Raw genomic sequence first — 20,895 nt, 5'->3', positions numbered from 1 at the left:
TGAGGGGACAGGTCTATCCGGAGAGGGCGCTTCCCTCACCCCAACCCTCTCCCGCCCGGGAGAGGGGGCCTGTCGCGGCCAGCAAGGTGCGATGGCTGAGCATCGGGGCGCGGAGGCGACAGGAAGCCGCCCCCCGGCCGAGCCCAAAGAGGCTCAGCCCGCAGCCTCCTCCAGCAGGATCTCGCGCTTGCCGGCGTGGTTGGCCGGGCCGACGATGCCCTCGGTCTCCATCCGCTCCATCAGGGAGGCGGCGCGGTTGTAGCCGATCTGGAGGCGGCGCTGGATGTAGCTGGTCGACGCCTTCTGGTCGCGCAGAACCACCTGCACGGCCTGGTCGTAGAGGTCGCCGCCGGCCTCGCCGAAGGAGCCCTGGTCGAACACGGCACCGTCGAGTTCCAGCTCGGCCGCGCCGGCCTTGCCCTTTGCGCCCTTCTCGGAGGCGGCCTCCTCGTCGTCGGCGGTGACGGCGTCGAGGTAGGAGGGGCGGCCCTGGCGCTTGAGGTGGGCGACCACGCTCTCGACCTCGCTGTCCGAGCAGAACGGCCCGTGCACGCGCGTCGTGCGCCCGCCGCCGGCCATGAACAGCATGTCGCCCTGACCGAGCAGCTGCTCGGCGCCCATCTCGCCCAGGATCGTGCGCGAGTCGATCTTGCTGGTGACCTGGAAAGAGATCCGGGTCGGGAAGTTCGCCTTGATCGTGCCGGTGATCACGTCCACCGACGGGCGTTGCGTGGCCATGATCAGGTGGATGCCGGCCGCACGCGCCATCTGGGCCAAACGCTGGATCGCGCCCTCGATGTCCTTGCCCGCCACCATCATCAGGTCGGCCATCTCATCGACCACGATCACGATGTAGGGGAGGGGGGCGAGGTCCATGGCCTCGTCCTCGTAGATCGCCTCGCCGGTCTGCCGGTCGAAGCCGGTCTGCACGGTCCGGGTCAGCACCTCGCCGCGGGCGGCGGCCTCCGAGACGCGGGCATTGTAGCCGTCGATGTTCCGCACCGCGATCTTGGACATCTTCTTGTAGCGCTCCTCCATCTCGCGCACGGCCCATTTGAGGGCGATCACCGCCTTCTTGGGGTCGGTCACGACGGGGGAGAGGAGGTGCGGGATGCCGTCATAGACGGACAGTTCCAGCATCTTGGGATCGACCATGATCAGACGGCACTCTTCCGGCTTCAGACGGTAGAGCAGCGACAGGATCATGGTGTTGATCGCCACCGACTTGCCCGAGCCAGTGGTGCCGGCGACCAGGAGGTGCGGCATCCGGGCGAGGTCGGCGATGATCGGCTCGCCGCCGATGTTCTTGCCGAGGCACAAGGCGAGCTTGTGCTTGCTCTCGGCGAAATCCGTGGAGGCCAGGAGCTCGCGCAGAAACACCGTCTCGCGCTTGGCATTGGGCAACTCAATGCCGATGGCGTTGCGGCCAGGGACCACGGCGACGCGGGCTGAGACCGCCGACATGGACCGGGCGATATCGTCGGCCAGCGCGATCACGCGGCTCGACTTGGTGCCGGGGGCCGGCTCCAGCTCGTAGAGGGTCACGACCGGGCCGGGGCGCACCGCCAGGATGTCGCCGCGCACGCCGAAATCGCCCAGCGTCGCCTCGAGCAGGGTCGCGTTCTGCTCCAGGGCATCGGCCGAGACCAGGCTCGCCGGCGAGGGACCGCGCGGGGCGGCCAGCAGGTCGAGGGCCGGCAGGGCGTAATCCTCGGGCCGCATCTGCGGCGCGGGCGCCCGGCGGGCCGGGACCGGCGCGGCGGCCGGCGCCGCGACCCGCGAGGCGGTCGGCTCCGGGGCGCGCGGTGCCGCCGGCCGGGCAGGGGCCTCGAACGCGTCCGGCTCGTCGTCGTCCGGCGGCAGGGCGACCCGGCGGGCGGGCGCCGCGACCGGCTCGTCGTGCGACTCGAACACCGGCTCGCGCCGCTCCGGGCCCGCCTGCGGCGCCTCGGGCAGGTGCTCGGCCCAGGGCAGGTCCGCATCCGTGAAGGCGCGGCGCGCCGCGAGCGCCGGCGAGGCGCTGTCGAACGGCTCGGCCCGGCCGGTCCGCCAGGTCTCGATCCGCCGCGCCAGGGCGACGCGCATCCGCATCAGGCCCTGGGCGAGGGCGCCGATGCCCACGAGGCCGAGGCTCGGCTCATCGGCATCCTCGCGCTCGTCGCGGCCCCGCAGGGCCGGATGCCGGGCGGGATAGGGCTCGTCGTGGAAGGATTCCTCCTCGACGGTCCCGAACCGGCAGGCGCCGGTGAGGCTGAGGATCGCCACCGCGGCGTAGACGAAGCCGACGAGATGGGCGGCCGCCGAGGACACCGCCCCGACGATCACCCGGGCCATCGACAGCAGGCCGTCGCCGGCCACGCCGCCGAGCCCGGTCGGGAGCGGCCAGCGGGCCGTGGGCGGCAGGGCGCTCGCCACGGCGCTCGCCGCGCAGAAGCCGATGATCCAGAGCGCCAGGCGCATGCCTCCCTGCGGCAGGTCGCGCTCGCGCATCAGCCGCACGCCCCAGAGGACGGGGGGCAACACGAAGGCGAGGGCGCCGAGCCCCAGGATCTGCATGGCGAGGTCAGCCACGACGGCGCCCGGCTGGCCGAGCACGTTGTGGGCCGGATGGTCGGTGGCGTGGTTGAGGCTCGGGTCGTCGATCGACCACGTGGCCAGGGCGACGGTCAGGGCGACCGCCCCGGTGAACAGCACGAACCCTCCGAGCTCCGTCAGGCGCTTGCCCAGGAACGGGCGAACGCTGTCGACGTAAGTGTCGTAGGGCGACGCGGGACGGCGAAGCGAGCGCATGCGGGACCGGACGCGAACGGGGACTCTCTCGCCCGAGGCTAGTCATGCCGGCCTTAACGACCTGCTAAGGTTGAGGAAGCCTGACCCCGCGCCCCCAGGATCGCGCGGGATCCGGCGCGGGGTGGTGCAAAAACCGCCTCGCTATGGCACAGAAACCGCCATGCATATCGACGGCACGCCCTATCGCACGATCTTCCCGGACCCGGACGGCGTCAGCGTCCAGGTGATCGACCAGACGCGCCTGCCCTTCGCGTTCGAGCTGAAGCGGCTCGCCACGCTCGACGATGCGGCTTTGGCGATCCGCACCATGATCGTGCGCGGCGCGCCGCTGATCGGCGTCACCGCGGCCTACGGGCTGGCGCTCGCCATGCGGGCCGATCCCTCGATGGAGGGGATCGACCGGGCGGTGGCGGCGCTCGCCGCGACCCGCCCGACGGCGATCAACCTGCGCTGGGCGCTCGATCGGGTCGCCGGCAACCTGCGGCAGATCCAGCCGGCCGAGCGCTTCGCCCGCGCCTTCGCGGAGGCCGGCCGCATCGCCGAGGAGGATGTGGCGAGCTGCCGCTCGATCGGCGCCCATGGCGGCCAGATCATCGCCGACCTGCACGCGGCGAACGGCGGGCGGCCGGTCACGGTGCTGACCCATTGCAACGCCGGCTGGCTCGCGACGGTGGATTGGGGCACCGCCCTGGCGCCGATCTACGCCGCCCACGAGCGCGGCGTGCCGGTCCACGTGCTGGTGGACGAGACCCGGCCGCGCAGCCAGGGCGCGGCGCTCACCGCCTTCGAGCTCCACGGCCACGGCGTGCCGCACACGGTGATCGCCGACAATGCCGGCGGCCACCTGATGCAGCATGGCGGGGTCGACCTGTGCATCGTCGGCTCGGACCGGACCACGGCGTCGGGCGACGTCTGCAACAAGATCGGCACCTACCTGAAGGCGCTCGCCGCCCACGACAACCGCGTGCCGTTCTACGCGGCCCTGCCGTTCTCGACCATCGACTGGACGCTGCACGACGGCGTGAAGGAGATCCCGATCGAGGAGCGCGACGGCCGCGAGGTCACCCACATGACCGGCCGGCTGGCCGATGGCGGCTTCGCCACGATCGAGGTGGTCTCCCCCGGCAGCCCGGTGGCCAACCCGGCCTTCGACGTGACCCCGGCCCGCCTCGTGACCGGGATCATCACCGAGCGCGGCATCTGCGAGGCGAGCGAAGAGGGGCTCTACGGGCTGTATCCGGAGCGCCGGAAGGCGGCGTGAGCCGCCTCACCGCTCGCCGGGCCGGCCGGACTCGGCGAGCTGCTGAGCCCGGGCGTTCTGGCGCTCGAACATCCAGCCCGGATACTCGGCCGGCAGCGCGCTCACCGCGTCGAGGCGATCGAGCTCTTCCGCGGTGAGCTGGAGCTTGGTCGCGGCGATGTTGTCCTCGAGCTGATCGAGGCGCTTGGCGCCGACGATCACGCTGGTCACCGCCTTGCGGTGCAGGAGCCAGGCGAGCGCCACCTGCGCCACCGAAACGCCCCGCACCTCCGCGACGACCCGCATCGCGTCGATGCAGGAATCCGCACGGCCCCGGTCGACCGGCGGGAAATCGAAGCTCGCGCGCCGGCCCTCTCCCGTTCCGCCGGAATACTTGCCGCTCAGCAGGCCGCCCGCCAGAGGGCTCCAGACCAGCAGACCGAGGTTCTCGGAGCGCAGCATCGGGACGATCTCCCGCTCGAGGTCGCGGCCCGCGATGGAATAGTAGGCCTGCAGCGTCTCGAAGCGGGCGAGCCCGGCCCGCTCGCTGATCCCGAGCGCTTTGACGATCTGCCACGCCGCCCAGTTCGACACGCCGACATAGCGGACGTGGCCGTGCTGCACGAGGATGTCGAGGGCCCGCATCGTCTCCTCGATCGGGGTCGCCGGATCGAAGCCGTGGACCTGATAGAGGTCGATATGGTCGAGCTGCAGCCGCTTCAGGCTCGCCTTGCAGGCGTCGATCAGGTGCAGGCGCGAGGCGCCGCGGGCGTTGGCGCCCGATCCCATGGGCCCGTAGCCCTTGGTGGCGACGACAACGCTGTCGCGCGAGACCTTGAGGTCGCGCAGAACCTGGCCGGTGATCTCTTCGGAGAGACCTTCCGCGTAGACGTCGGCCGTATCGAGAAAGTTGATGCCGGCATCGAGGGCCCGCCCGACGAGACGCCCGGCTTCCGCTTGGTCGAGGGCACCGATCTGGCGCCACATCCCGCCGCCGCCGCCGAAGGTCATCGTGCCGAGGCAGAGTTCCGAGACGAACAGTCCCGTGTTGCCGAGCTTCTTCTGATACATGTGCGCGGGATCCCTTCCGTGTCCGACGCGACAACGCGCGGGGGCGGGAACCGCTGCCCCTCACGGCTCCCAGCGATGGAACACGGCGCTGTCGAACGAAAAGACCGGCTCGCCGCGCTGGTTCACGCCGGTGTTGCGGGCAAACGCCAGGCCCCAGCCGGGGCGGGAGGCGGAGGCGCGCTTGTCGGTCAGCTTCGTGCTGAACCGGACCGTGTCGCCCGCATAGACCGGCTTGAGCCAGCGCATATTTTTGAAGCCCGGGGAGGGGCCGGCTTCCGGGACGGGGCCGCGGGTGGCCGTGTAGGCGGCGTCGCGGGCGCGGGTGGTGAGCAGCCGGTTCATGTAGGCGGCGGCGGTGTGCCAGCCGGAGGCGCAGAGGCCGCCGAAATGGCTGCGGCTGGCCGCGGCCTGGTCGAGATGGAAGGCCTGCGGGTCGTAGGCCTCGGCGAAGGCCACGATCGCCGCGGCGCTGAACGGGTAGGCGCCGAGGTCGCGGACCATCCCGATCTCGGCGTCGCGCAGGAACGGCAGGATCTCGGCATCCTCCGGCTCGGTCACGGGCCCCGGCTCGCCGATCGCCACCGGGCGCGGCGGCAGGGGATCGGTGCCGCGCCGGGCCAGCATGAAGGTGAAGCGCTGGGTCAGCACCGTCTCGCCGCGCTGGTTGCCGAGGGCGAGTTCCGCGGTCGCGAAGCCGAGCCCCGGCTTCGAGGCCGAATCCCGCATCCCGACGACCCGGAAGGTCAGCGTCAGGGCGTCCCCGGGCAGGACCGGCGCCAGCCAGCGCAGCTCGTCGATCCCCGGCGCGCCGAGCGAGGAGCCGCCGCGGAACGGCCCTTTCTGAAGCAGCCGCATCCCCAGCGCCGCCGTGTGCCAGCCCGACGCGATCAGCCGTCCCGCGAAGGTCCCCTCCGCGGCCGCCTCGTCGAGGTGGAACGGCTGGAAGTCGAAGGCCCGCGCGAAGCCGACGATGTCGTCGCGGCCGACCGTCAGGGGCTCGCCAACGATCACGTCGCCGACGGAAAAATCCTCGACCGCGGGGTCCGGCATGGCAGCCTCGTCGGGTGGGTCAGGAGCTCAGTTGGCGAAGCGGAAATGCAGCACGTCGCCGTCCTGCACCACGTAGTCCTTGCCCTCCAGCCGCAGCTTGCCGGCATCCCGGGCGCCGGATTCACCGCCGAGCGTGGTGTAGTCCTTGAACGCGATGGTCTCGGCGCGGATGAAGCCCTTCTCGAAATCCGAGTGGATCACCCCGGCGGCGCCGGGCGCACGGGTGCCCTTGGTGATCGTCCAGGCCCGGGCCTCCTTGGGGCCGACCGTGAAGTAGGTCACGAGTCCGAGGAGATCGTAGCCGGCGCGGATCACCCGGTTGAGGCCGGGCTCGGTCAGCCCCACCGCCTCCAGGAACTCGGCCTGGTCGGCCTCCGGCATCACGGCGATCTCGCTCTCGATCTTGGCCGAGACCACCACCGCCACGGCGCCCTCGGCCTTGGCCCGGGCGAACACCGAATCCGAATAGGCGTTGCCCTTGTCGGCATCACCCTCGTCGACGTTGCAGACGTAGAGGACCGGCTTGGCGGTCATCAGGCCGAGGGACTGGAACAGCTTCTCCTCGTCCGGCTTGCGCTCGACCAGGCGGGCCGGCTTGCCCTCGCGCAGCAGCGGCAGGGCGCGGTTGACGAGGTCGAGGGTCTCCTTGGCCTCCTTGTCGGCGCCCTTGGCCTTCTTCTCCAGGGCGACGGCCCGGCGCTCCAGGCTGTCGAGATCGGCCAGCATCAGCTCGGTCTCGATGGTCTCGATATCGGCCGCCGGATCGACCTTGCCCTCGACATGGGTGACGTCGCCGTCGGTGAAGCACCGCACCACGTGGGCGATGGCGTCGACCTCACGGATGTTGGCCAGGAACTGGTTGCCCAGGCCCTCGCCCTTGGAGGCGCCGCGCACCAGCCCGGCAATGTCCACGAAGGTCAGCCGCGTCGGGATCTTTTCCTTCGAACTCGCGATCCGGACGAGGTCGTCCAGGCGCGGATCCGGCACCGCCACCTCGCCGACATTCGGCTCGATGGTGCAGAACGGGTAGTTCGCCGCCTGGGCGGCCGCCGTCTGCGTCAGCGCGTTGAACAGGGTCGACTTGCCGACGTTCGGCAGGCCGACGATGCCGCATTTGAAGCCCATGATCCGTCCTAATGGTCCGCCATGATCGTTTCAGGACCTGCCTGGAATGGGTCCACGATCGTAATGCCCTCGACCTCGCGGCCGTGTTGAAAATCCTCCGAGAGGAGGTAGCGACATCCCGCCCGGATCGCAGAGCCGAGGATGACGCAGTCCCACCACTGGAAGCCGGTCTGAGCGCGCAGAGACCATGCGCTCGCAATGAGCTCAAGGTCCGTCGCGCCGTGCGACCATGTTTCGATCGCCAGGGTCGTCCGCCGCACCTCGTCGGCCGCGACGCGAATCCGGCCCCGCAGAAGGGCGTTGTGAATCTCGCCGAGAACTTGCGGGCTGACCACGGCGGTGTTTCGCGCCGACAGCGTCGCCAGCCAGAGCCGGGCTCGCTCCTGCTTCTCGGGGAAGCGGTCATCCCGGGCATAGAGGAGGATGTTCGAATCGATGAAGACGCGCGGGGCCCCGGGTCTCTGCTCACTCATCGTAGAGCTGGTCGCGCGACGGCGCGCGCCCATTCTCGTCGAGGACGTGAAGCGGCGGTCCGGCCAGGAACTGCGCGAGGGCCTCGCTCTGCGAGACGGGGCGGCCGACGCGCTGCTCCACCGTCTCGGCGACGAAGCGCGACAGGCTCTTGCCCTCGTGCGCCGCCGCCACGCGGGCGCGGCGCAGCAGATCCTCGTCCATCGTCACGGTGACGTTCTTCATGGCAGCCTCTGCCGGCTATATCGTGTTCCCGTGTTTTCGTGTCAATTTTTGGCGCCGAGCGTCTTCACCTCGTCCCAGCCCCGGCCGGCCATGGCGAGGTGGACCTTGTTCTGGAAGCTCGCATCCTCGCCCGCCGCCAGCAGCGCCACATGGTCGGCGACCGCGTGGCAGAGATCCTCGACCCAGGGCAGCTCGGCCTTGCCGAAATCGTTGAGCACGTAGGAATGCACCAGCGCCTTGTCGCCGGGATGGCCGATGCCGAGCCGCACCCGGCGATACTCGTTGCCGCATTGGGCGGTGATCGAGCGCAGGCCGTTATGCCCGGCATTGCCGCCGCCCAGCTTCACCCGGAGCTTGGCCGGGGCGAGGTCGAGCTCATCGTGCAGCACGATCACGTCGCCGAGCGGGATCTTGTAGAAGCGCTGCGCCTCCGAGACCGAGCGCCCGGACTCGTTCATGAAGGTCGAGGGCTTGAGCAGGATCGCCCGCTCGGTGCCCAGCACCACCTCGGCGGCCTCGCCCTGGAACCGGTGCCGGAACGGGCTCGCCCGGTGCTGGCGGGCGATCGCGTCGACGGCCAGGAAGCCGATATTGTGCCGGTTGTTCGCGTAGCGCGAACCGGGGTTTCCGAGGCCGACGATCAACCGCATGGCAGAGTCCCTGGCGCGCTCCCGGTCATGGGGCATCCCTTTCGGGGCGGTCTGTGGCACGCTTCCTCGCGCGACGCATCCCCGCTCCGGTCCCGGGCGCCGCGCCTCAGCGCCGTCCGTACCGGCCTCTTCGGATCCTGCGTGAAGCATTCGGGGTCGACCGCGCGCCAACCGTGCGCCAGCGCACGGCATCGGTCGAACCGCCGGCAGAGGATCCCGGTTGAGAGGTCACATTCGGCCAAGCAAAGCCGGAGCGATCAAGACCGCCGGACCGACGATCTTCCTCACTCGACACGGTTGACCGGATGACTTCCCGTCGAAGTCAGACGCAGACAATAGGAGATCCTCATGACCATGCGCATGTTCGCCGCCGCCGCCCTGTTTGCCGCCGCTGCCTCGCCGGCCCTCGCGCAGGGGCTGGACTCGAAGCATTCGCCCTATCCGGCCTCGGCCTATTCGGGCTGGGCCGGGAATGCCGGCGTCCTGCAGCAGGATCGGACCCGGCCGGCGCAGGCCTCCGCCTACCGCTATGCCGGCCCGCATGCCGGCGGCCCGGCCAACGCCCTGCCGCGGTACTGAGGCGGCGCGGGTCCCGGATCGCCCAGGGCCCGCCGCCCGTCAGGTCGCCGGAACGGCCCGACCGTCGCGCCCGGCGGTCTCACCCTGCGGTCCGGCGACGTCGATCGCGCGCAGCTCGCCCGGGCGCAGCGTCCCGGTCAGCAGGTCGACCTGGCTCACCAGACGGGCCAGGGACTGGCCCCGGTCGAGATCGGGCCGCTCGGGGAGCGGCCGGTCTTGCCCGAGCGCGGCCAGGGTGGCGGCGATCCAGCTCCGCCAGCCTTGCGCCTCCGGGGCGGCCGCCTCGGGAGCGTGACGCAGCACCGTGAGCCGGGCGCTGATCCGGCGCAGGGTCGCGTCCGCCACCATGGCGGCTTCCACCTCCGGGTGGCCGCCCGCCCGGGGCTGCTGCAGGGCCCGGGACAGGGCCGCCTCCAGATCGTTGAGGGCCAGGCCCGCCGCCCGGGCGCGGGCCGAGATCGCGGCCTCGCGCGCCTCCCCGGGGGCGGCAAGCAGCACCGCCTCGGCGAAGTCGGCATGGGCCTTGAGCGCCCGCCGCAATTCCTGCCGGACCTGGTCCGGCTCCCAGATCGGCCACAGAACCAGGCAGCTCGCCACCGCGATCAGGCCGCCCAGCACCGTGAAGCCGGCGCGCATGCCGACGATCTCCCAGGAGCTGTGGCCGGGCTCCAACAGCTCGACCAGCAGCACCACCAGCGGGGTCAGGCAGGTGACGAAGAAGCCGTAGGAGATCTGGCGCGCCGCGAAGCCGACCACGCTGAGCACGAGGATCAGCCCGGCCTCCACCAGCGGGGTCGTGGCGTAATAGGCCAGCACCGCCCCCGCGAGCCCGCCCAGCACCGTGCCGCCGATCCGCTCCAGCGCCCGCTGCCAGGTCGCGGCGTAGAACGGCTGCATGGTCAGCACCACGGTCATCACCAGCCAGTGGGTGAACGCGCCGGCATAGGTCAGCGTGGCGGCGAGCGCCGGCGCCGAGACCGCGGTGGCCCGCAGGGCGTGCCGGAGATTCGGCGAGGCGAGGGTGAAGTTCTGCGCCAGCGGCTCGACATAGCGGGTCCAGCGGTCGAGGCTGCGCCCGTCCGTGAGGGTGCCGCCCGGCCGGTAGCCCTCGGGCGTCGAGAGCTTGGCGCCGATCCGCACCCGTCCGACGATCCGCTCCGCCAGCCGCGCCAGGGTCGCGTCCTCCGCCAAGCCCTCCGCGGCCCGGGCGATGGAGTGTTCGAGCCGGCCGAGATCGAGGCTGGCATCGTCGCGGATCGCCCGGGCGATGGTGACGAGCAGCGGGCGCAGCCGCCGCAGGAAGGTCTTGGTCAGGGCCCGCCGGCTCGGCGCGGGCCGGCTCTCGATCAGCTCCGCCACCGCGATCAGCGCGGAGAAGATCTGCTCGGCGCTCTCCAGGCGCAGCAACGCCTGGGCGGTGCGCTCGGAGACGCGCTCGCGCGAGCGGGCGAGGTCGAGGATCATGGTCCGGGCGGTCTCGATGCTGGCGCGCACGCCCCGCCGGTGGCCGCGCGCATGCCCGTCGAACGCGGCCGCATCGGGCTCGCCCAGGGCGACGAGCCGCTCGAGATCGCCGCAGAGCCGCGCCAGGCCGTGCCAGACTTCGGCCACCGCCCGGTGCGCCGGCCGGTACGGGTGCAGGCGCCAGATCACCAGGGCGAGCAGCGTCGCCCAGAGCCCGCCCGCCGCGAACATCAGCGCCACGATCCCGGCCTGCTCCAGGGTGAGCGGCCGGTCGAGGGCGATGCACAGCACGACCACCAGCACGTTCCCGGCCGCTTGCGCCTGCACGCTCCAGACCCGGGCATACGAGCAGGCGAAGATCAGCGCGCAGGCGACCGGCACCACGACCGGAAGCCCCAGGGGCTGCAGCAGGCCGACCCCCGCCCAGAGCAGGCCGCCGAGCAGGGAGAACGCGGTCAGCACCCGCAGGCGCACCCGCATCGGCCCGCCCGTGTCGCAGAAGCAGGCGAGGTTGGCGGCCAGCGCCATGGTGAGCAGCGGCGGCCACTGCACCCAGATGTTGATCAGGATGACGACGCCGAACGCGAAGGCGGCGCGCACGCCCTCGACCAGCCGGATATTGCGCAGGTCCAGGCCGGTCGGCAGGCGCCGCAGATCCGCCCCGGGCCGGCCGAGGCTGCCCCGGCCGGCGGCCCGGCGGCGCGGGGCGCGCCCGGGGGGCGATGCGGAGGGATTCGGGCCAGCCAACCTCGGACTCCTGTTCGGGCGCGCGGCGCCCCGGCATGAACCGCGCCCCGCCCTGTCCGGATCCCTCCCGCGCCGCAACCCCGCCCGGGCACGGACGGTGCCGGCGGCGACGAACCCGGCCCCGAGGGGCCAGACGCTTGACCCTCGGGCAAGCCCATGGCTTTTGAGGGCGCTGGCACCCGAGACTCCGTAGCTCAGCTGGATAGAGCAGCCGCCTTCTAAGCGGCAGGTCGTTGGTTCGAGCCCAACCGGGGTCGCCAGGCAACGCAACGCGGTGGCATCGTCTCGCGCCGGGCTGTCCGGCCGGCGGGCGCCTGTTGAATCCGGCAGATCCCTGCGTTGTGTTCGGGTGGGACGCCGCCTTCGCCTCCCGTGATCTGAGCGCCCGGCGTTCGCCGAGAGGCGGGAACGGGGTTCGACTCCCTCCGGTTTCCTCTCGATACAGGGAGGAGACAGGTCATGAGCACGTCAGACGCCGCGAAACCCGGCGACGAGGCGCCTCCGGGCGCGCCCGGAACGGGCGAGAACCTCTGCCGCGCGTGCAGCGGGACCGGCAAGGTCGACACCGTCTCCTGCCCGGACTGCAAGGGGACCGGCAAGGTGACCACCGGTATCGGCGGCGGCTGACCTGCTCCGCGGCGGCGCGCTCGACCTCGGGTCGGTCGCCTCCGCCATGGAACCCGGCGATCGGCGGGGGCTGGTGCCGGTCCACCGCCCCCCTGCACGATACGCTTCCGTTCGCGACGAAGGGCCTGCCCTCAGCCGGGCCGGACGCGGGTCTCGGACCGCTGGCAGGATTCGAGATCCCGCACCGAGCGGTTGTAGGTGTCGTTGAACAATTGCGCCGGCTGGCTCGGGTCGCCTTTCGCCCGGATGTCCCGGGCCACGTCCCGGCCGTGGCCGATCACGCTGGCCACGGTGTCGGCGTAGCCCGTGCACGACGCGCTCGGCTTCGGGCTCATGCCGTCGAGACTCGTCCCGAGCTGCCGGTTGGCGGTCGAGACCTCGCCCAAAGCCCCCAGGAACGGCGCCACGTCGGCCTTCGGGCCCAGCGCCTCGAAGCGCTGCACCGCCCGGCGCAGGGCGAGGCTGGTCGCGAGGAGCCGGCGGGCGGGGGCATCCTCGGGCAGGGCGGTCATCCGCCGCTCGTCGCGGGCAAGCTCGCGCTCGAACAGGGCGGTGCCGTAGGCATCCATCGCCTTGGCGGCCGCCTCGACCTTGGGCACGAGGATCGGGTGCTGCTGGCGGGCGAACGTGTATCCGTCCTCCTTGAATTCCCGGGTCGTCTGGTAGCGGGTCAGGGCCTTGAGGGTCGGGTTGACGTCGCGCAGCGCCGCCAGCAGCCGAGCCGCCTGGGGATCGACCTCGGGGATGCTTCCCGGCAGGGCGACGGCCTTCTCCAACTCGTCGATCACCCCGTCGAAATCGACGATGCCGAAATGGTACCAGGCGTTGGCGCCCAGCTTGGTGCCGAGCTTGAGCACGCGCTCGTTGTCGCGCCGGTATTCGGCGAGCTGGCGCTCCAGGGGGTGGGAGCGCACCAGATGGTTCTGCGCCTCCGTGTAGGCGTTCACCTTCGCGACCGCCTGCGCTTCGGGACTCTGCGGCGGCGGCGCGGCCCGGGCGGGCGCCTGCGCGGCCGCCACGGGGGGCGCCGCTTGCAGGAGCGCCTGCGAGGCCGCGGGCAAAGCGGGGAAATCGCACTTGAAGGCGTCGACCAGGCTCTTGCGCACGGCCTCGTGGGCCTGGGCGCATTGATAGGCGACGGTCGGCCGGGCTGCCGGGTTGCGGGCCACCGAGTCCCGGAAGCTCTCGCGCATCGTGTTGATGCCTTGGCGGATGCCGGGACGGGCGGGCTCCGGCACGCCGGGGCTCGCCGCGCATTGCGCGTAGGCGTCGAGGAAGGCGTCGCAGCTCTCCACGCCGACCGGCGTGAGCGGCGTCACGGCCGCGGCCGGCGTCGCCAGCACGGCGGCGAGACACGCTGCGGTGAGGCGACCCCGTGGCGGCCTCACCACGGATCTGACGCGCGGCATCCTCATCTCCTGGAACGGTCGGTCGGGCGGGTGGGGGCTAGCGCGCTCAGAGCGTGCGGAGGGCCAGCAGCGGGACGAGGGCGCCGAGCGCGACGGGCACGGACCAGTACTGCGCCGGCACCCAGAACAGCGTGTGGCGGCGGCGGAGCAGGATGCGCGCGTTCGTGGCCGGGTCGATGAGGGCGCGCGGCGGCGTATTGTTCAGGCGTCGGCCGACCATCCAGGTGGCGGCCGCGGCCGCGAACAGCCCGAGGCTGACGGCGAGGAAGGTGAGTTCGGGATGGCCGAGGGCGCGCAACGCGAGGCCGCCCAGGGCCCCGACCGCGACGGCGGTGCCGAGCGCGACGGGGACGACCACGATCCCCCAGCCCGACCAGATGAACAGCATCCCCAGCGCCCCTGTTTCGATCCGGGTCCGCAGCCGAAGGGCGGCGCGCCGGGCCGCCCGCGATCAGGCGCGCCGCCGGCGCCCCTTCCGGTCCCTCTTGGAACTGCGATTGGGGCAATGCTGTGTTCGCGGCGGCGTGAGCGCGGGCGAATACTGATCGCTGGAAATATCCGCCGCTCCTGGCCCCGGCGACCGCGATGCTGCGATCCCAACGGAACGGCTCGAGGGCGGCGTCGGCGCGCCAGCGAACCGGTCGATCCGGGACGTGGCCCCACCCGAGCCTCTTGGAGGAACACGAGGGCGGGGCCCTGCTGACGGCGTGCACCGTCGGCAGGACCAATCATGCCATGGGCCGATCGAAGGCGAGCGCAGCTGTGGCGCGCGCGGATCCGGCTCTCACTGCCCCTGTTGCGGCAGGAGGTTGCGCGCTTCCTTGACCGCGTCGCGGCAGCTCTGGTCCCCCTTGGCGTTCAGATCGACGGCCCGCTGCAGGGCCGTCTTGGCCTGGGAAACCTTGTCCTCCGATGCCAAACCCGGCGAGGCCTTGGGGTCCCCGCCCTTCGCCGCGGCGGCCGCGGCGGTCGGACGGTTCTCCGATTGCCGGCGGACATCGTCCGGCGAGGTCGCGACCCGACTGCTGGCGATGCCGTCCGCTTGTCCGCTGCCCGTCGCCGCGCCCACGGGGCCCGATACGCCGCCGACCGTCCCGGGCGTGCCGCCGCTCTCGCGCGAGGCGCCGCCCTGCTGCGCCCGATCCGTATCCGGCGTGCCCACCGGTTTCGCGGTGCCGCCGGTCGTGCCTGCCGTTTGCTGGCCCGACGCGTTCTCAGGCCCCTTGCGCTGGCCGTAATCCGGCTCGGAGGTGGGCGCCCCCATTCCGACCTGCTTGTCCATGTCCCGCCGCAGCCTGGCGATGTCGTCCGAGCACGGGCCGCCTTCCTGGGCGAACGCAACGGCCGGGAAGACGGTGAGGGCTGCCAGGGCTGCAGCCCCGCACATCAGATTGAGCCGTCGCATGTGAGCGTCCTCCACTGTGTTGGTTTGGCCTATGCTCAACCGTGCTCGGACGGACTTGTTCTGTGGTCGGTGCCGATCCGGCTTCCACCTCCGGAGGCAGCCACGGCCACCCGGCGCCATCCTTGATAGAAAGGCGCGCGGACGACCGGGCGCGTCGGGTCAGGCGGTCACCGGGGCCGCGCGCCCGATGCGGATGCGCTCAGCCCCCGCCACCGTTCCCGGCACCGCCGCCGCCGCTGCCGGTCGTGCCGGTGCGCGAGGGCTGCCCGGCATTCCCGCCCGCCGCCGAGTCGGGGGCGGCGCCGTCCTGCGGCCGGCCGGTCGGCGAGATGGTTGCCGCGTCTTCGGCGCCGGTGGATCCCGGCTGCTGGGTGACGACGCCCGGCGTTCCGGGCGAGGCATGGCCCGTCGTATTCGGAGGTGTCGGGATGCTTTGGGCTAGGGCCGGGGTCGCGAGGAGTGCGGCCGTGGCGGCCATCAAGATGCGTTTGGGCATGGGGATCGGTCTCCACCTGTCGAATGAGGGAAACCGGCCGTCTCTCATCCCGTGTCCCGGCATCGGTGTCACAGGTGCGGGCAACCCGCGCGGGCATGGCCCCCGGAGCGCGGCTCCCCCCGGTCCGGCGCCCGCTATCCCAGCGCGGCAGGAAGCGGTCCCGGCGACAGGCGCGCGGGGCCCTCCGGATGGGGCACCCCCGAGCTTTCCGGCGGAGCGGCATCCGCACGCATCATCTCCGGACAGTCTGGAGATCGTCGATCCGGTGGCAGCGGCAACAGTCGGATGCCGGGTTTGTCCCAGGTCGTGGTGCAGGGCCCAGTACAGCGCAATGTATTTCGCAATCCATCGCGGCTTCATAAATGGTTTACTATGTCGCCCGCGCCGTTATCGCTGGGTGTGTCCGTAAAACTACAGCTATTTGGTCCACGTGCCGGTAGGCTTACCGACAGATAGAAACCCTGGACCGCCCAACATGACCAAGCTCATCGCCTCCCTGGCCGCCTTCACCGCCCTGACCGGCGCGGCTGCCGCCGCCGACCTGCCGCGTCGCGCCGCCCCGCCGCCCGTCTTCACCCCGGTGCCCGTGTTCACCTGGACCGGCGCCTATTTCGGTATCAACGCCGGCTACGCCTTCGACGCCAGCAGCCGCTCGAACAACTCCACCTTCGGCGTGCCCTTCCCCTACGCCGCCCCCGGCACCACCGCCACCTTCAGCAACCGCAGCCAGGACGGCTTCTCCGGCGGCGCCCAGGTCGGCTACAACGTCCAGTTCACCCCGGGCTCGGGCGTGGTGGTCGGCATCGAGGCCGACGCCCAGTATCTCGACTTCGGCCGCGGCCGGAACAACGCCTTCGTGAGCGGCGCCGTGGCCCCGGGCTACTACGTCACCGACCCGCGCGGCCTGTCGAGCCTCGACTACTTCGGCACCGTGCGCGGCCGTCTCGGCTACGCCTTCGACCGCACCCTCGTGTACGGCACCGGCGGCTTCGCCTACGGCTCGGGCAGCGCCGACCGCTCGTTCGGTGGCTACGCCGGCAACGACAGCTTCCGCACCGGCTACGCCGTCGGCGGCGGCATCGAGTACGCGCTGCCCACCGACTCGTTCCTGAACTTCTTCCGCTCGTCGGCCGTGACGCTCAAGGTCGAAGGCCTGTACGTCAACCTCGACCGCAACACCCGCAACCAGGGCGCGCTGGTGGTCAACGCCGCCAACAACTTCCCGGTCGCCTACAGCAACGTCGGCCGCCGCGACGACGAGTTCGCCGTGGTCCGCGCCGGCCTGAACTACAAGTTCGGCTCGTACTAAGACCCAGGACGCTCCCGGCCTCCGGGCCGGGAGACGGTGCGGCGGGCGAGGGGGTGTTGGTCCTCCTCCTCGCCTGCTGCGCAGAGAGGGCAACCATCCGGTTGACCTTCGCATCCCCAGCCCGATCACACCGGCCGCGAGGTCGGCGACACCCCAGGCGCTCCCGCGCCCGGGGTGTTTTCGTTGCTACGAGGCTCGGAGCGACCGCGAAGCCGCCTTCCTCGCGAGGCTGAAACCGGCCGCGGCCGGGAGCCGCCGGGCGTCGTGGTCGAGCACGGCCCGCACACTGTCGGCGAGCACGAGCCACGCGCCGGCCATCAGCGTCACATCCTTCAGGACGAGCCGGCCTGCACCCGACAGGTACGGGAAGCCGTGCTGGGCGTCGCCCAAAGCCGAGACCCAGGCCTCCGGCGTGGTGACCAGGAACGACAGGGTCACGACCGGCGTGAGGAAAGCCAGCACCGCGCCGGCCAGCCCGAGGCGCCGCGACACCATCCCGACGAGGACGAGCACGCCGATCAGCAGCTCGACGGTCCCGAGGCCGCGGGAGAACGCGTAGGTGTGATTGGCCGCCTGCCAGGTCCGCTCCGCCAGCTTGAGTTCCCCCTCGTGGGTGAGGTGCTGCGCGTATTGATCGGGATGGGCGTAGAAGAACGACATCACCGGGCTGTTGGCGACGAACGGCGTGATGCTGTCGGCCTCGTAGGGCACGAACTTCAGAGCGCCGATCCAGAGAAAGATGACCGCGATGGCCAGCCGCATCGCCTGGAGGCCGATGCGGTTCGAGCCCGGTCCGGACACCAGACCGAGGACCTGCCGGATGTGCGTGTTCATGACACGATTCCTTCGCTCGAGGGGGAGAATGCGGGGTCAGGCTTCGGAGGACGCCGCATAGGCATCGAGGGCGCGCGTCGCGTAGACGACGGCCGCTCCCGCGTTGACGCTGGTGGCGACGCCGAGCGCTTCGGCGATCTCGGCTTCCGTCGCACCGAGCTTGCGCGCGGCGTCGGTGTGGACCGTGATACAGCCGTCGCAGCGCAGCGTGATCGCGACGGCCACGGCGATCAGCTCGCGGGTCTTGGCATCGAGCTGATCGGTCTTCTGGCCGGCCGTGCTCAGGGCGCCGTAGCCCCGGATCGTCTCAGGGCTGAGCTTGGCGAAATGCCCGACGCCGGCCGTGACCTGCTGCCGGTAGGTGTTCCAATCCATCATGTGCATGACGACCTCCTGTGTGATGACACGGAAGGTAGTCGGCGGCCGTCCCGTCCTCGATGACCGTCCGGCGCAAGCGGATGACCGCGGGGATCAAGCTGACGCCGCGGCGTGCGCGCCGTGGCGCGCCTGCCCGGGGCGGAGTCCGTATTTGCGCAGGAAGGCGCGGCTCAGCGCGGCCGCGGATTGGTACCCCACCTCGTCGGCGAGGCGATCCAGCGGGATCGGCTGGGTCTGCAGCCGGTGATGGGCCAGCCCGAGCCGGAGGTCCGTCAGGAACGCCAGCGGCGCGACGCCGGCCGCCTTGCGGAAGGCCCGCACGAGGCTCGCCCGGGACGCCGCTGCCGCGGAGGCGAGTTCGTCCAGCGTCCAGGCACGGCGTGGATCGCCGACCATGGCGAGCACCGCCTGGGCCGTCATCCGCTGGGCGAGAAGGCGCAGCACACCCTCGGCCGGGGCCGCGGTGTCGAGGTGGGCGCGCAGCATCAGCATGAACAGCGCGCTGGCCAGGTTCTCGGCGATGGCGACCGCTCCGGCCTGCACGTCGCTCAGCTCTTCGCGGATCCCCACCAGCAGGGGGTGGAAGCGGGTGGAGAGCGGTTGCTCGCCGACGCGCAGCACGACGAGATCCGGCAACGCGGCCACGATCAGGCTCTGGGGCGCCGCTTCGAACCGCAGGCGGCCGCAGACCAGCTCGACATCCGGTTCGGTGCCGAGGCTGGTCTTGAACCGGAGCGTGCCGTGATGCCGGACGCCGACCGGCACAGGCGGCTCAGCGTTCGGTCCCGCATCGCGCATCGTGTGCGCATCGCCGCGCGGCAGAAGCAGGATGTCCCCGGCGGCCAGATGCAACGGCTCAGATCCCGGCCGCTGGAGCGTGGCGCGGCCGCGCGTGACGATGTGGAAATACGCCTGCCCGGCCGGCTCGGGCTCATGGATGGCAGCCCAGGCTCCGCCGAAGCGGCAGACATCGTCCAAGTGTGGGCGCACGCGCAGCAGCGGCGCGAGCCCACTCAGGACATCCTCAGCTTTCGTATCCATCGCGCGCCGATCCTATACGGCGATCGGCCCGTCTGGACATGGCCCTGCGCCGGGCTCCGGTGCGTAACCGCGCGCGAGGCCTCCGCGGGGATCCTCGGTGCCGCGCAGCGAGGCCGCGTCCATTGCGCCCCGGAGCGGGATCCCGGCGCCAAACCTCCTCCGGTGGGTGAGGTGGTGAGGCGCTGCCATCGCGCAGAGGTTGCGGGCCGGGGCGTGTGGCCAAGGACCCCGAAGGCCGCAGCGGGGTTAGCCCTTCTAGGAGCGCGGTCGACCCCGACGAGGTCCGCCCCGCGGCACGGAGAACATGATGTCGGACAGCACCTTGGCTTCAGTAACGGTCCCCTCCCTGAAGGCCGCGCGATCGGCGCGCGACCGCCTCGCCCGTGCCGGGTTTGCGCGCAACAGCATCGACATCGAGCGGCATGGCGACGTGTTCGCGGTCTCGATCAACACCCGGGAGGAGAACCGGGATCGGGCCGAGCGCATCCTGACCGGCTCGCCGCTGGGCAACGATCTGCGCCAGGCCGGCGAGCAGGCGGCCGACTTCCTGCACGGCAACCGCTCCCTCGCCCTCGGCCTCGCCGCGCTGGCCGGCTTCGCCCTGTTCAGCCTGACGAACCGCCGGTAACGGCCTTGCGCCGTCGGCAGGCCGACCCCGTGAGCGCTCGCCCACCCCCGTTCGGCCTCCGGCCCCGGCAGACGGCGCCGGAGATCGAGGGGGACGTGCGGGGCCCCGCAGCCTCCTGAATCGGCTGACGCGCCGCTGCCTGGGCTGCGCGGCGTCCGCCGAGCGGGTCATCCGTCACCGGCTGGCCCGCTCGGCTGCCGGGTGGACGCGTTCGGGCGCCCCTGGCCAATCGATCACGAATTCGATGAACGGCCGAGGGCCTGCCCCAATCTCGAACGAGACGGCGAGGCCACCCACTTCGGCGCCACCGATGTAAGCCTCCATCATGGTAGATTGTTAGAACCGAGCCACCTCACCCCACGCCGTTCCGCCTGCGGAATTCGGCCGGGGTGATGCCGACGTGGCGCACGAAGGCTCGGCGCAGGGTGTCGGCGTTGGCGAAGCCGGTCAGGGCGGCGACTTGCTTGGGGGAGAGGCCCTCCGCTTCCAGGCGGCGTCGCGCCGCCGCGACCCGGGCGGCCTCGACCCAGTCGGCCGGGGTCATGCCGACCTCGCTCCGGAACAGCCGCGCGAAGTGCCGGGGGCTGAGGCCGGCCCGTTCGGCCAGCCGGGCCACGCTGTGGTCCTCCGCGGGGGCGGCCGCGATCCAGCGCTGGACCTCCTGGAGCACCGCCCGGCCCGACGGTTCGGCCGCGCCGCTGCGGCTGAACTGCATCTGGCCGCCGGGCCGCTTGAAGAACATCACGAGCTGCGCGGCGACGCGCTTAGCCAGCTCCCGGCCGAGATCCTCCTCGACCAGGGTCACCGCCAGGTCGAGGCCCGCCGTCACCCCGGCGGCGGTGCAGACCGGGCCGTCGCGGACCTGGATCGCGTCCGGCTCGACCCGGATCGCGGGGTAGCGTCGGGCCAGGGCGTCGGCCGCCGCCCAATGGGTGGTGATCCGGCGCCCGTCCAGCAGCCCGGCTTCGGCCAGCGCGAAGGCACCGGTGCAGACCGAGCCGAAGCGCCGGGCCGATGGGGCCGTGCGCCGCAACCAGTCGAGCAGGGCGGCGGCGGGACGCCGATGCGGCGCGTCCGGCGATCCCGCAACCAGCACCGTGTCGGGGGCCCCGGGATCGGCGTCGAAGATCGTCCGGTCCGCGAGCAGCCGCGCGCCGGACGAGGTCGCGATCGTGGTGGCCTGCGCGGACACGATCTCGGTCCGGTAGACGGCACGCCCGGCCTGGACATTCGCCTCCGCGAACACGTCCAGCGGGCCGGAGACGTCGAGCATCTGCACGCCCGGTCCCGCGACGATCACGAGTCTCCGCTCCACGCTGTACGCCCTCACGTCCGCCGGACGCGCGATTTGGCCGT

Annotated in this window: 21 protein-coding genes and 1 tRNA gene; 6 read left to right on the top strand and 16 right to left on the bottom strand. The window is 71.7% G+C overall.

The window, feature by feature from the left end:
- Positions 1–153: 153 nt before the first annotated feature.
- Entirely contained in the window at positions 154–2,790 is a 2,637-nt protein-coding gene (locus LGR69_RS06040; protein WP_230365467.1) for a DNA translocase FtsK, read from the bottom strand.
- Between the two features lie 160 nt (positions 2,791–2,950).
- Here LGR69_RS06040 and mtnA point away from each other — a divergent pair, with 160 nt between their 5' ends.
- Positions 2,951–4,051: an S-methyl-5-thioribose-1-phosphate isomerase gene (gene mtnA / locus LGR69_RS06035; protein WP_230365466.1), complete on the top strand. Its 1,101-nt coding sequence runs from the start codon at positions 2,951–2,953 to the stop codon at positions 4,049–4,051.
- 6 nt (positions 4,052–4,057) lie between these two features.
- Here mtnA and LGR69_RS06030 read toward each other — a convergent pair whose 3' ends face one another.
- Genes LGR69_RS06030 through pth form a run of 6 tightly spaced genes read right to left on the bottom strand, consistent with a single transcriptional unit; the run spans position 4,058 to position 8,622 of the window.
- Positions 4,058–5,101, bottom strand: a complete 1,044-nt coding sequence (locus tag LGR69_RS06030; protein WP_230365465.1) for an aldo/keto reductase — start codon at positions 5,099–5,101, stop codon at positions 4,058–4,060.
- Between the two features lie 60 nt (positions 5,102–5,161).
- Entirely contained in the window at positions 5,162–6,151 is a 990-nt protein-coding gene (locus tag LGR69_RS06025) for a MaoC/PaaZ C-terminal domain-containing protein (RefSeq protein WP_007559195.1), read from the bottom strand.
- Positions 6,152–6,178: 27 nt separating this feature from the next.
- Positions 6,179–7,276 carry a redox-regulated ATPase YchF gene (gene ychF / locus LGR69_RS06020; RefSeq protein WP_007559194.1) on the bottom strand — a complete coding sequence of 366 codons (1,098 nt, stop codon included), beginning with the start codon at positions 7,274–7,276 and terminating at the stop codon, positions 6,179–6,181.
- 8 nt (positions 7,277–7,284) lie between these two features.
- A complete protein-coding gene (locus LGR69_RS06015) occupies positions 7,285–7,782 on the bottom strand; it encodes a PIN domain-containing protein (RefSeq protein ID WP_081496925.1) in 498 nt (165 codons plus the stop codon).
- Positions 7,742–7,972: a hypothetical protein gene (locus LGR69_RS06010; RefSeq protein WP_007559190.1), complete on the bottom strand. Its 231-nt coding sequence runs from the start codon at positions 7,970–7,972 to the stop codon at positions 7,742–7,744. The genes LGR69_RS06015 and LGR69_RS06010 overlap by 41 nt, the downstream gene beginning before the upstream one ends.
- A gap of 41 nt (positions 7,973–8,013) precedes the next feature.
- Complete coding sequence (gene pth, locus LGR69_RS06005) at positions 8,014–8,622, bottom strand: aminoacyl-tRNA hydrolase (RefSeq protein ID WP_007559188.1); 609 nt, start codon at positions 8,620–8,622, stop codon at positions 8,014–8,016.
- Between the two features lie 348 nt (positions 8,623–8,970).
- Here pth and LGR69_RS06000 point away from each other — a divergent pair, with 348 nt between their 5' ends.
- Entirely contained in the window at positions 8,971–9,201 is a 231-nt protein-coding gene (locus tag LGR69_RS06000) for a hypothetical protein (RefSeq protein ID WP_007559187.1), read from the top strand.
- Between the two features lie 39 nt (positions 9,202–9,240).
- On the opposite strand, the gene LGR69_RS05995 is transcribed toward LGR69_RS06000, so the two are convergent.
- Positions 9,241–11,412, bottom strand: coding sequence for an FUSC family protein (locus LGR69_RS05995; protein ID WP_230365464.1), 2,172 nt, complete (start codon positions 11,410–11,412; stop codon positions 9,241–9,243).
- 183 nt (positions 11,413–11,595) lie between these two features.
- Here LGR69_RS05995 and LGR69_RS05990 point away from each other — a divergent pair.
- A tRNA-Arg gene (locus LGR69_RS05990) sits at positions 11,596–11,672 on the top strand.
- 199 nt (positions 11,673–11,871) lie between these two features.
- The gene (locus LGR69_RS05985) at positions 11,872–12,039 is read left to right on the top strand and encodes a hypothetical protein (RefSeq protein WP_007559184.1); all 168 of its coding nucleotides are present in this window, start codon (positions 11,872–11,874) and stop codon (positions 12,037–12,039) included.
- Between the two features lie 131 nt (positions 12,040–12,170).
- On the opposite strand, the gene LGR69_RS05980 is transcribed toward LGR69_RS05985, so the two are convergent.
- The 4 genes from LGR69_RS05980 to LGR69_RS05965 all read right to left on the bottom strand — a co-directional run bounded on the left by LGR69_RS05980 (position 12,171) and on the right by LGR69_RS05965 (position 15,349).
- Positions 12,171–13,448, bottom strand: a complete 1,278-nt coding sequence (locus LGR69_RS05980) for a DUF3829 domain-containing protein (protein WP_230365463.1) — start codon at positions 13,446–13,448, stop codon at positions 12,171–12,173.
- Positions 13,449–13,494: 46 nt separating this feature from the next.
- Positions 13,495–13,836: a hypothetical protein gene (locus tag LGR69_RS05975; RefSeq protein ID WP_230365462.1), complete on the bottom strand. Its 342-nt coding sequence runs from the start codon at positions 13,834–13,836 to the stop codon at positions 13,495–13,497.
- 396 nt (positions 13,837–14,232) lie between these two features.
- Entirely contained in the window at positions 14,233–14,853 is a 621-nt protein-coding gene (locus LGR69_RS05970; RefSeq protein ID WP_230365461.1) for a hypothetical protein, read from the bottom strand.
- A 199-nt stretch (positions 14,854–15,052) separates the two neighbouring features.
- A complete protein-coding gene (locus tag LGR69_RS05965) occupies positions 15,053–15,349 on the bottom strand; it encodes a hypothetical protein (protein ID WP_230365460.1) in 297 nt (98 codons plus the stop codon).
- Positions 15,350–15,824: 475 nt separating this feature from the next.
- Here LGR69_RS05965 and LGR69_RS05960 point away from each other — a divergent pair, with 475 nt between their 5' ends.
- On the top strand, positions 15,825–16,658 hold the full coding sequence (locus tag LGR69_RS05960) for an outer membrane protein (RefSeq protein ID WP_230365459.1): 834 nt from the start codon (positions 15,825–15,827) through the stop codon (positions 16,656–16,658).
- 186 nt (positions 16,659–16,844) lie between these two features.
- Here LGR69_RS05960 and rclC read toward each other — a convergent pair whose 3' ends face one another.
- The 3 genes from rclC to LGR69_RS05945 all read right to left on the bottom strand — a co-directional run bounded on the left by rclC (position 16,845) and on the right by LGR69_RS05945 (position 18,911).
- Positions 16,845–17,492, bottom strand: coding sequence for a reactive chlorine resistance membrane protein RclC (gene rclC, locus LGR69_RS05955; protein WP_230365458.1), 648 nt, complete (start codon positions 17,490–17,492; stop codon positions 16,845–16,847).
- Between the two features lie 36 nt (positions 17,493–17,528).
- Positions 17,529–17,876 carry a carboxymuconolactone decarboxylase family protein gene (locus LGR69_RS05950; protein WP_091864147.1) on the bottom strand — a complete coding sequence of 116 codons (348 nt, stop codon included), beginning with the start codon at positions 17,874–17,876 and terminating at the stop codon, positions 17,529–17,531.
- A gap of 87 nt (positions 17,877–17,963) precedes the next feature.
- Positions 17,964–18,911 (bottom strand): cupin domain-containing protein, encoded by a 948-nt coding sequence (locus LGR69_RS05945; protein ID WP_230365457.1) that lies wholly within the window; start codon positions 18,909–18,911, stop codon positions 17,964–17,966.
- 307 nt (positions 18,912–19,218) lie between these two features.
- Here LGR69_RS05945 and LGR69_RS05940 point away from each other — a divergent pair, with 307 nt between their 5' ends.
- Positions 19,219–19,539: a hypothetical protein gene (locus LGR69_RS05940; protein WP_007569243.1), complete on the top strand. Its 321-nt coding sequence runs from the start codon at positions 19,219–19,221 to the stop codon at positions 19,537–19,539.
- 352 nt (positions 19,540–19,891) lie between these two features.
- On the opposite strand, the gene LGR69_RS05935 is transcribed toward LGR69_RS05940, so the two are convergent.
- Complete coding sequence (locus LGR69_RS05935) at positions 19,892–20,854, bottom strand: GlxA family transcriptional regulator (protein ID WP_230365456.1); 963 nt, start codon at positions 20,852–20,854, stop codon at positions 19,892–19,894.
- Between the last annotated feature and the right edge of the window lie 41 nt (positions 20,855–20,895).

The sequence above is a fragment of the Methylobacterium brachiatum genome (assembly GCF_020523825.1).
Classification (GTDB): domain Bacteria; phylum Pseudomonadota; class Alphaproteobacteria; order Rhizobiales; family Beijerinckiaceae; genus Methylobacterium; species Methylobacterium brachiatum.
This window is presented reverse-complemented; position numbering and strand designations above follow the sequence as displayed.

What these genes read in the sequence shown, in the direction of transcription:
- LGR69_RS06040 (WP_230365467.1), bottom strand. Translation starts at nt 2,790, where the DNA reads ATGCGCTCGCTTCGCCGTCCCGCGTCGCCCTACGACACTTACGTCGAC.
- mtnA (WP_230365466.1), top strand. Translation starts at nt 2,951, where the DNA reads ATGCATATCGACGGCACGCCCTATCGCACGATCTTCCCGGACCCGGAC.
- LGR69_RS06030 (WP_230365465.1), bottom strand. Translation starts at nt 5,101, where the DNA reads ATGTATCAGAAGAAGCTCGGCAACACGGGACTGTTCGTCTCGGAACTC.
- LGR69_RS06025 (WP_007559195.1), bottom strand. Translation starts at nt 6,151, where the DNA reads ATGCCGGACCCCGCGGTCGAGGATTTTTCCGTCGGCGACGTGATCGTT.
- ychF (WP_007559194.1), bottom strand. Translation starts at nt 7,276, where the DNA reads ATGGGCTTCAAATGCGGCATCGTCGGCCTGCCGAACGTCGGCAAGTCG.
- LGR69_RS06015 (WP_081496925.1), bottom strand. Translation starts at nt 7,782, where the DNA reads ATGGGCGCGCGCCGTCGCGCGACCAGCTCTACGATGAGTGAGCAGAGA.
- LGR69_RS06010 (WP_007559190.1), bottom strand. Translation starts at nt 7,972, where the DNA reads ATGAAGAACGTCACCGTGACGATGGACGAGGATCTGCTGCGCCGCGCC.
- pth (WP_007559188.1), bottom strand. Translation starts at nt 8,622, where the DNA reads ATGCGGTTGATCGTCGGCCTCGGAAACCCCGGTTCGCGCTACGCGAAC.
- LGR69_RS06000 (WP_007559187.1), top strand. Translation starts at nt 8,971, where the DNA reads ATGACCATGCGCATGTTCGCCGCCGCCGCCCTGTTTGCCGCCGCTGCC.
- LGR69_RS05985 (WP_007559184.1), top strand. Translation starts at nt 11,872, where the DNA reads ATGAGCACGTCAGACGCCGCGAAACCCGGCGACGAGGCGCCTCCGGGC.
- LGR69_RS05980 (WP_230365463.1), bottom strand. Translation starts at nt 13,448, where the DNA reads ATGCCGCGCGTCAGATCCGTGGTGAGGCCGCCACGGGGTCGCCTCACC.
- LGR69_RS05975 (WP_230365462.1), bottom strand. Translation starts at nt 13,836, where the DNA reads ATGCTGTTCATCTGGTCGGGCTGGGGGATCGTGGTCGTCCCCGTCGCG.
- LGR69_RS05970 (WP_230365461.1), bottom strand. Translation starts at nt 14,853, where the DNA reads ATGCGACGGCTCAATCTGATGTGCGGGGCTGCAGCCCTGGCAGCCCTC.
- LGR69_RS05965 (WP_230365460.1), bottom strand. Translation starts at nt 15,349, where the DNA reads ATGCCCAAACGCATCTTGATGGCCGCCACGGCCGCACTCCTCGCGACC.
- LGR69_RS05960 (WP_230365459.1), top strand. Translation starts at nt 15,825, where the DNA reads ATGACCAAGCTCATCGCCTCCCTGGCCGCCTTCACCGCCCTGACCGGC.
- rclC (WP_230365458.1), bottom strand. Translation starts at nt 17,492, where the DNA reads ATGAACACGCACATCCGGCAGGTCCTCGGTCTGGTGTCCGGACCGGGC.
- LGR69_RS05950 (WP_091864147.1), bottom strand. Translation starts at nt 17,876, where the DNA reads ATGCACATGATGGATTGGAACACCTACCGGCAGCAGGTCACGGCCGGC.
- LGR69_RS05945 (WP_230365457.1), bottom strand. Translation starts at nt 18,911, where the DNA reads ATGGATACGAAAGCTGAGGATGTCCTGAGTGGGCTCGCGCCGCTGCTG.
- LGR69_RS05940 (WP_007569243.1), top strand. Translation starts at nt 19,219, where the DNA reads ATGTCGGACAGCACCTTGGCTTCAGTAACGGTCCCCTCCCTGAAGGCC.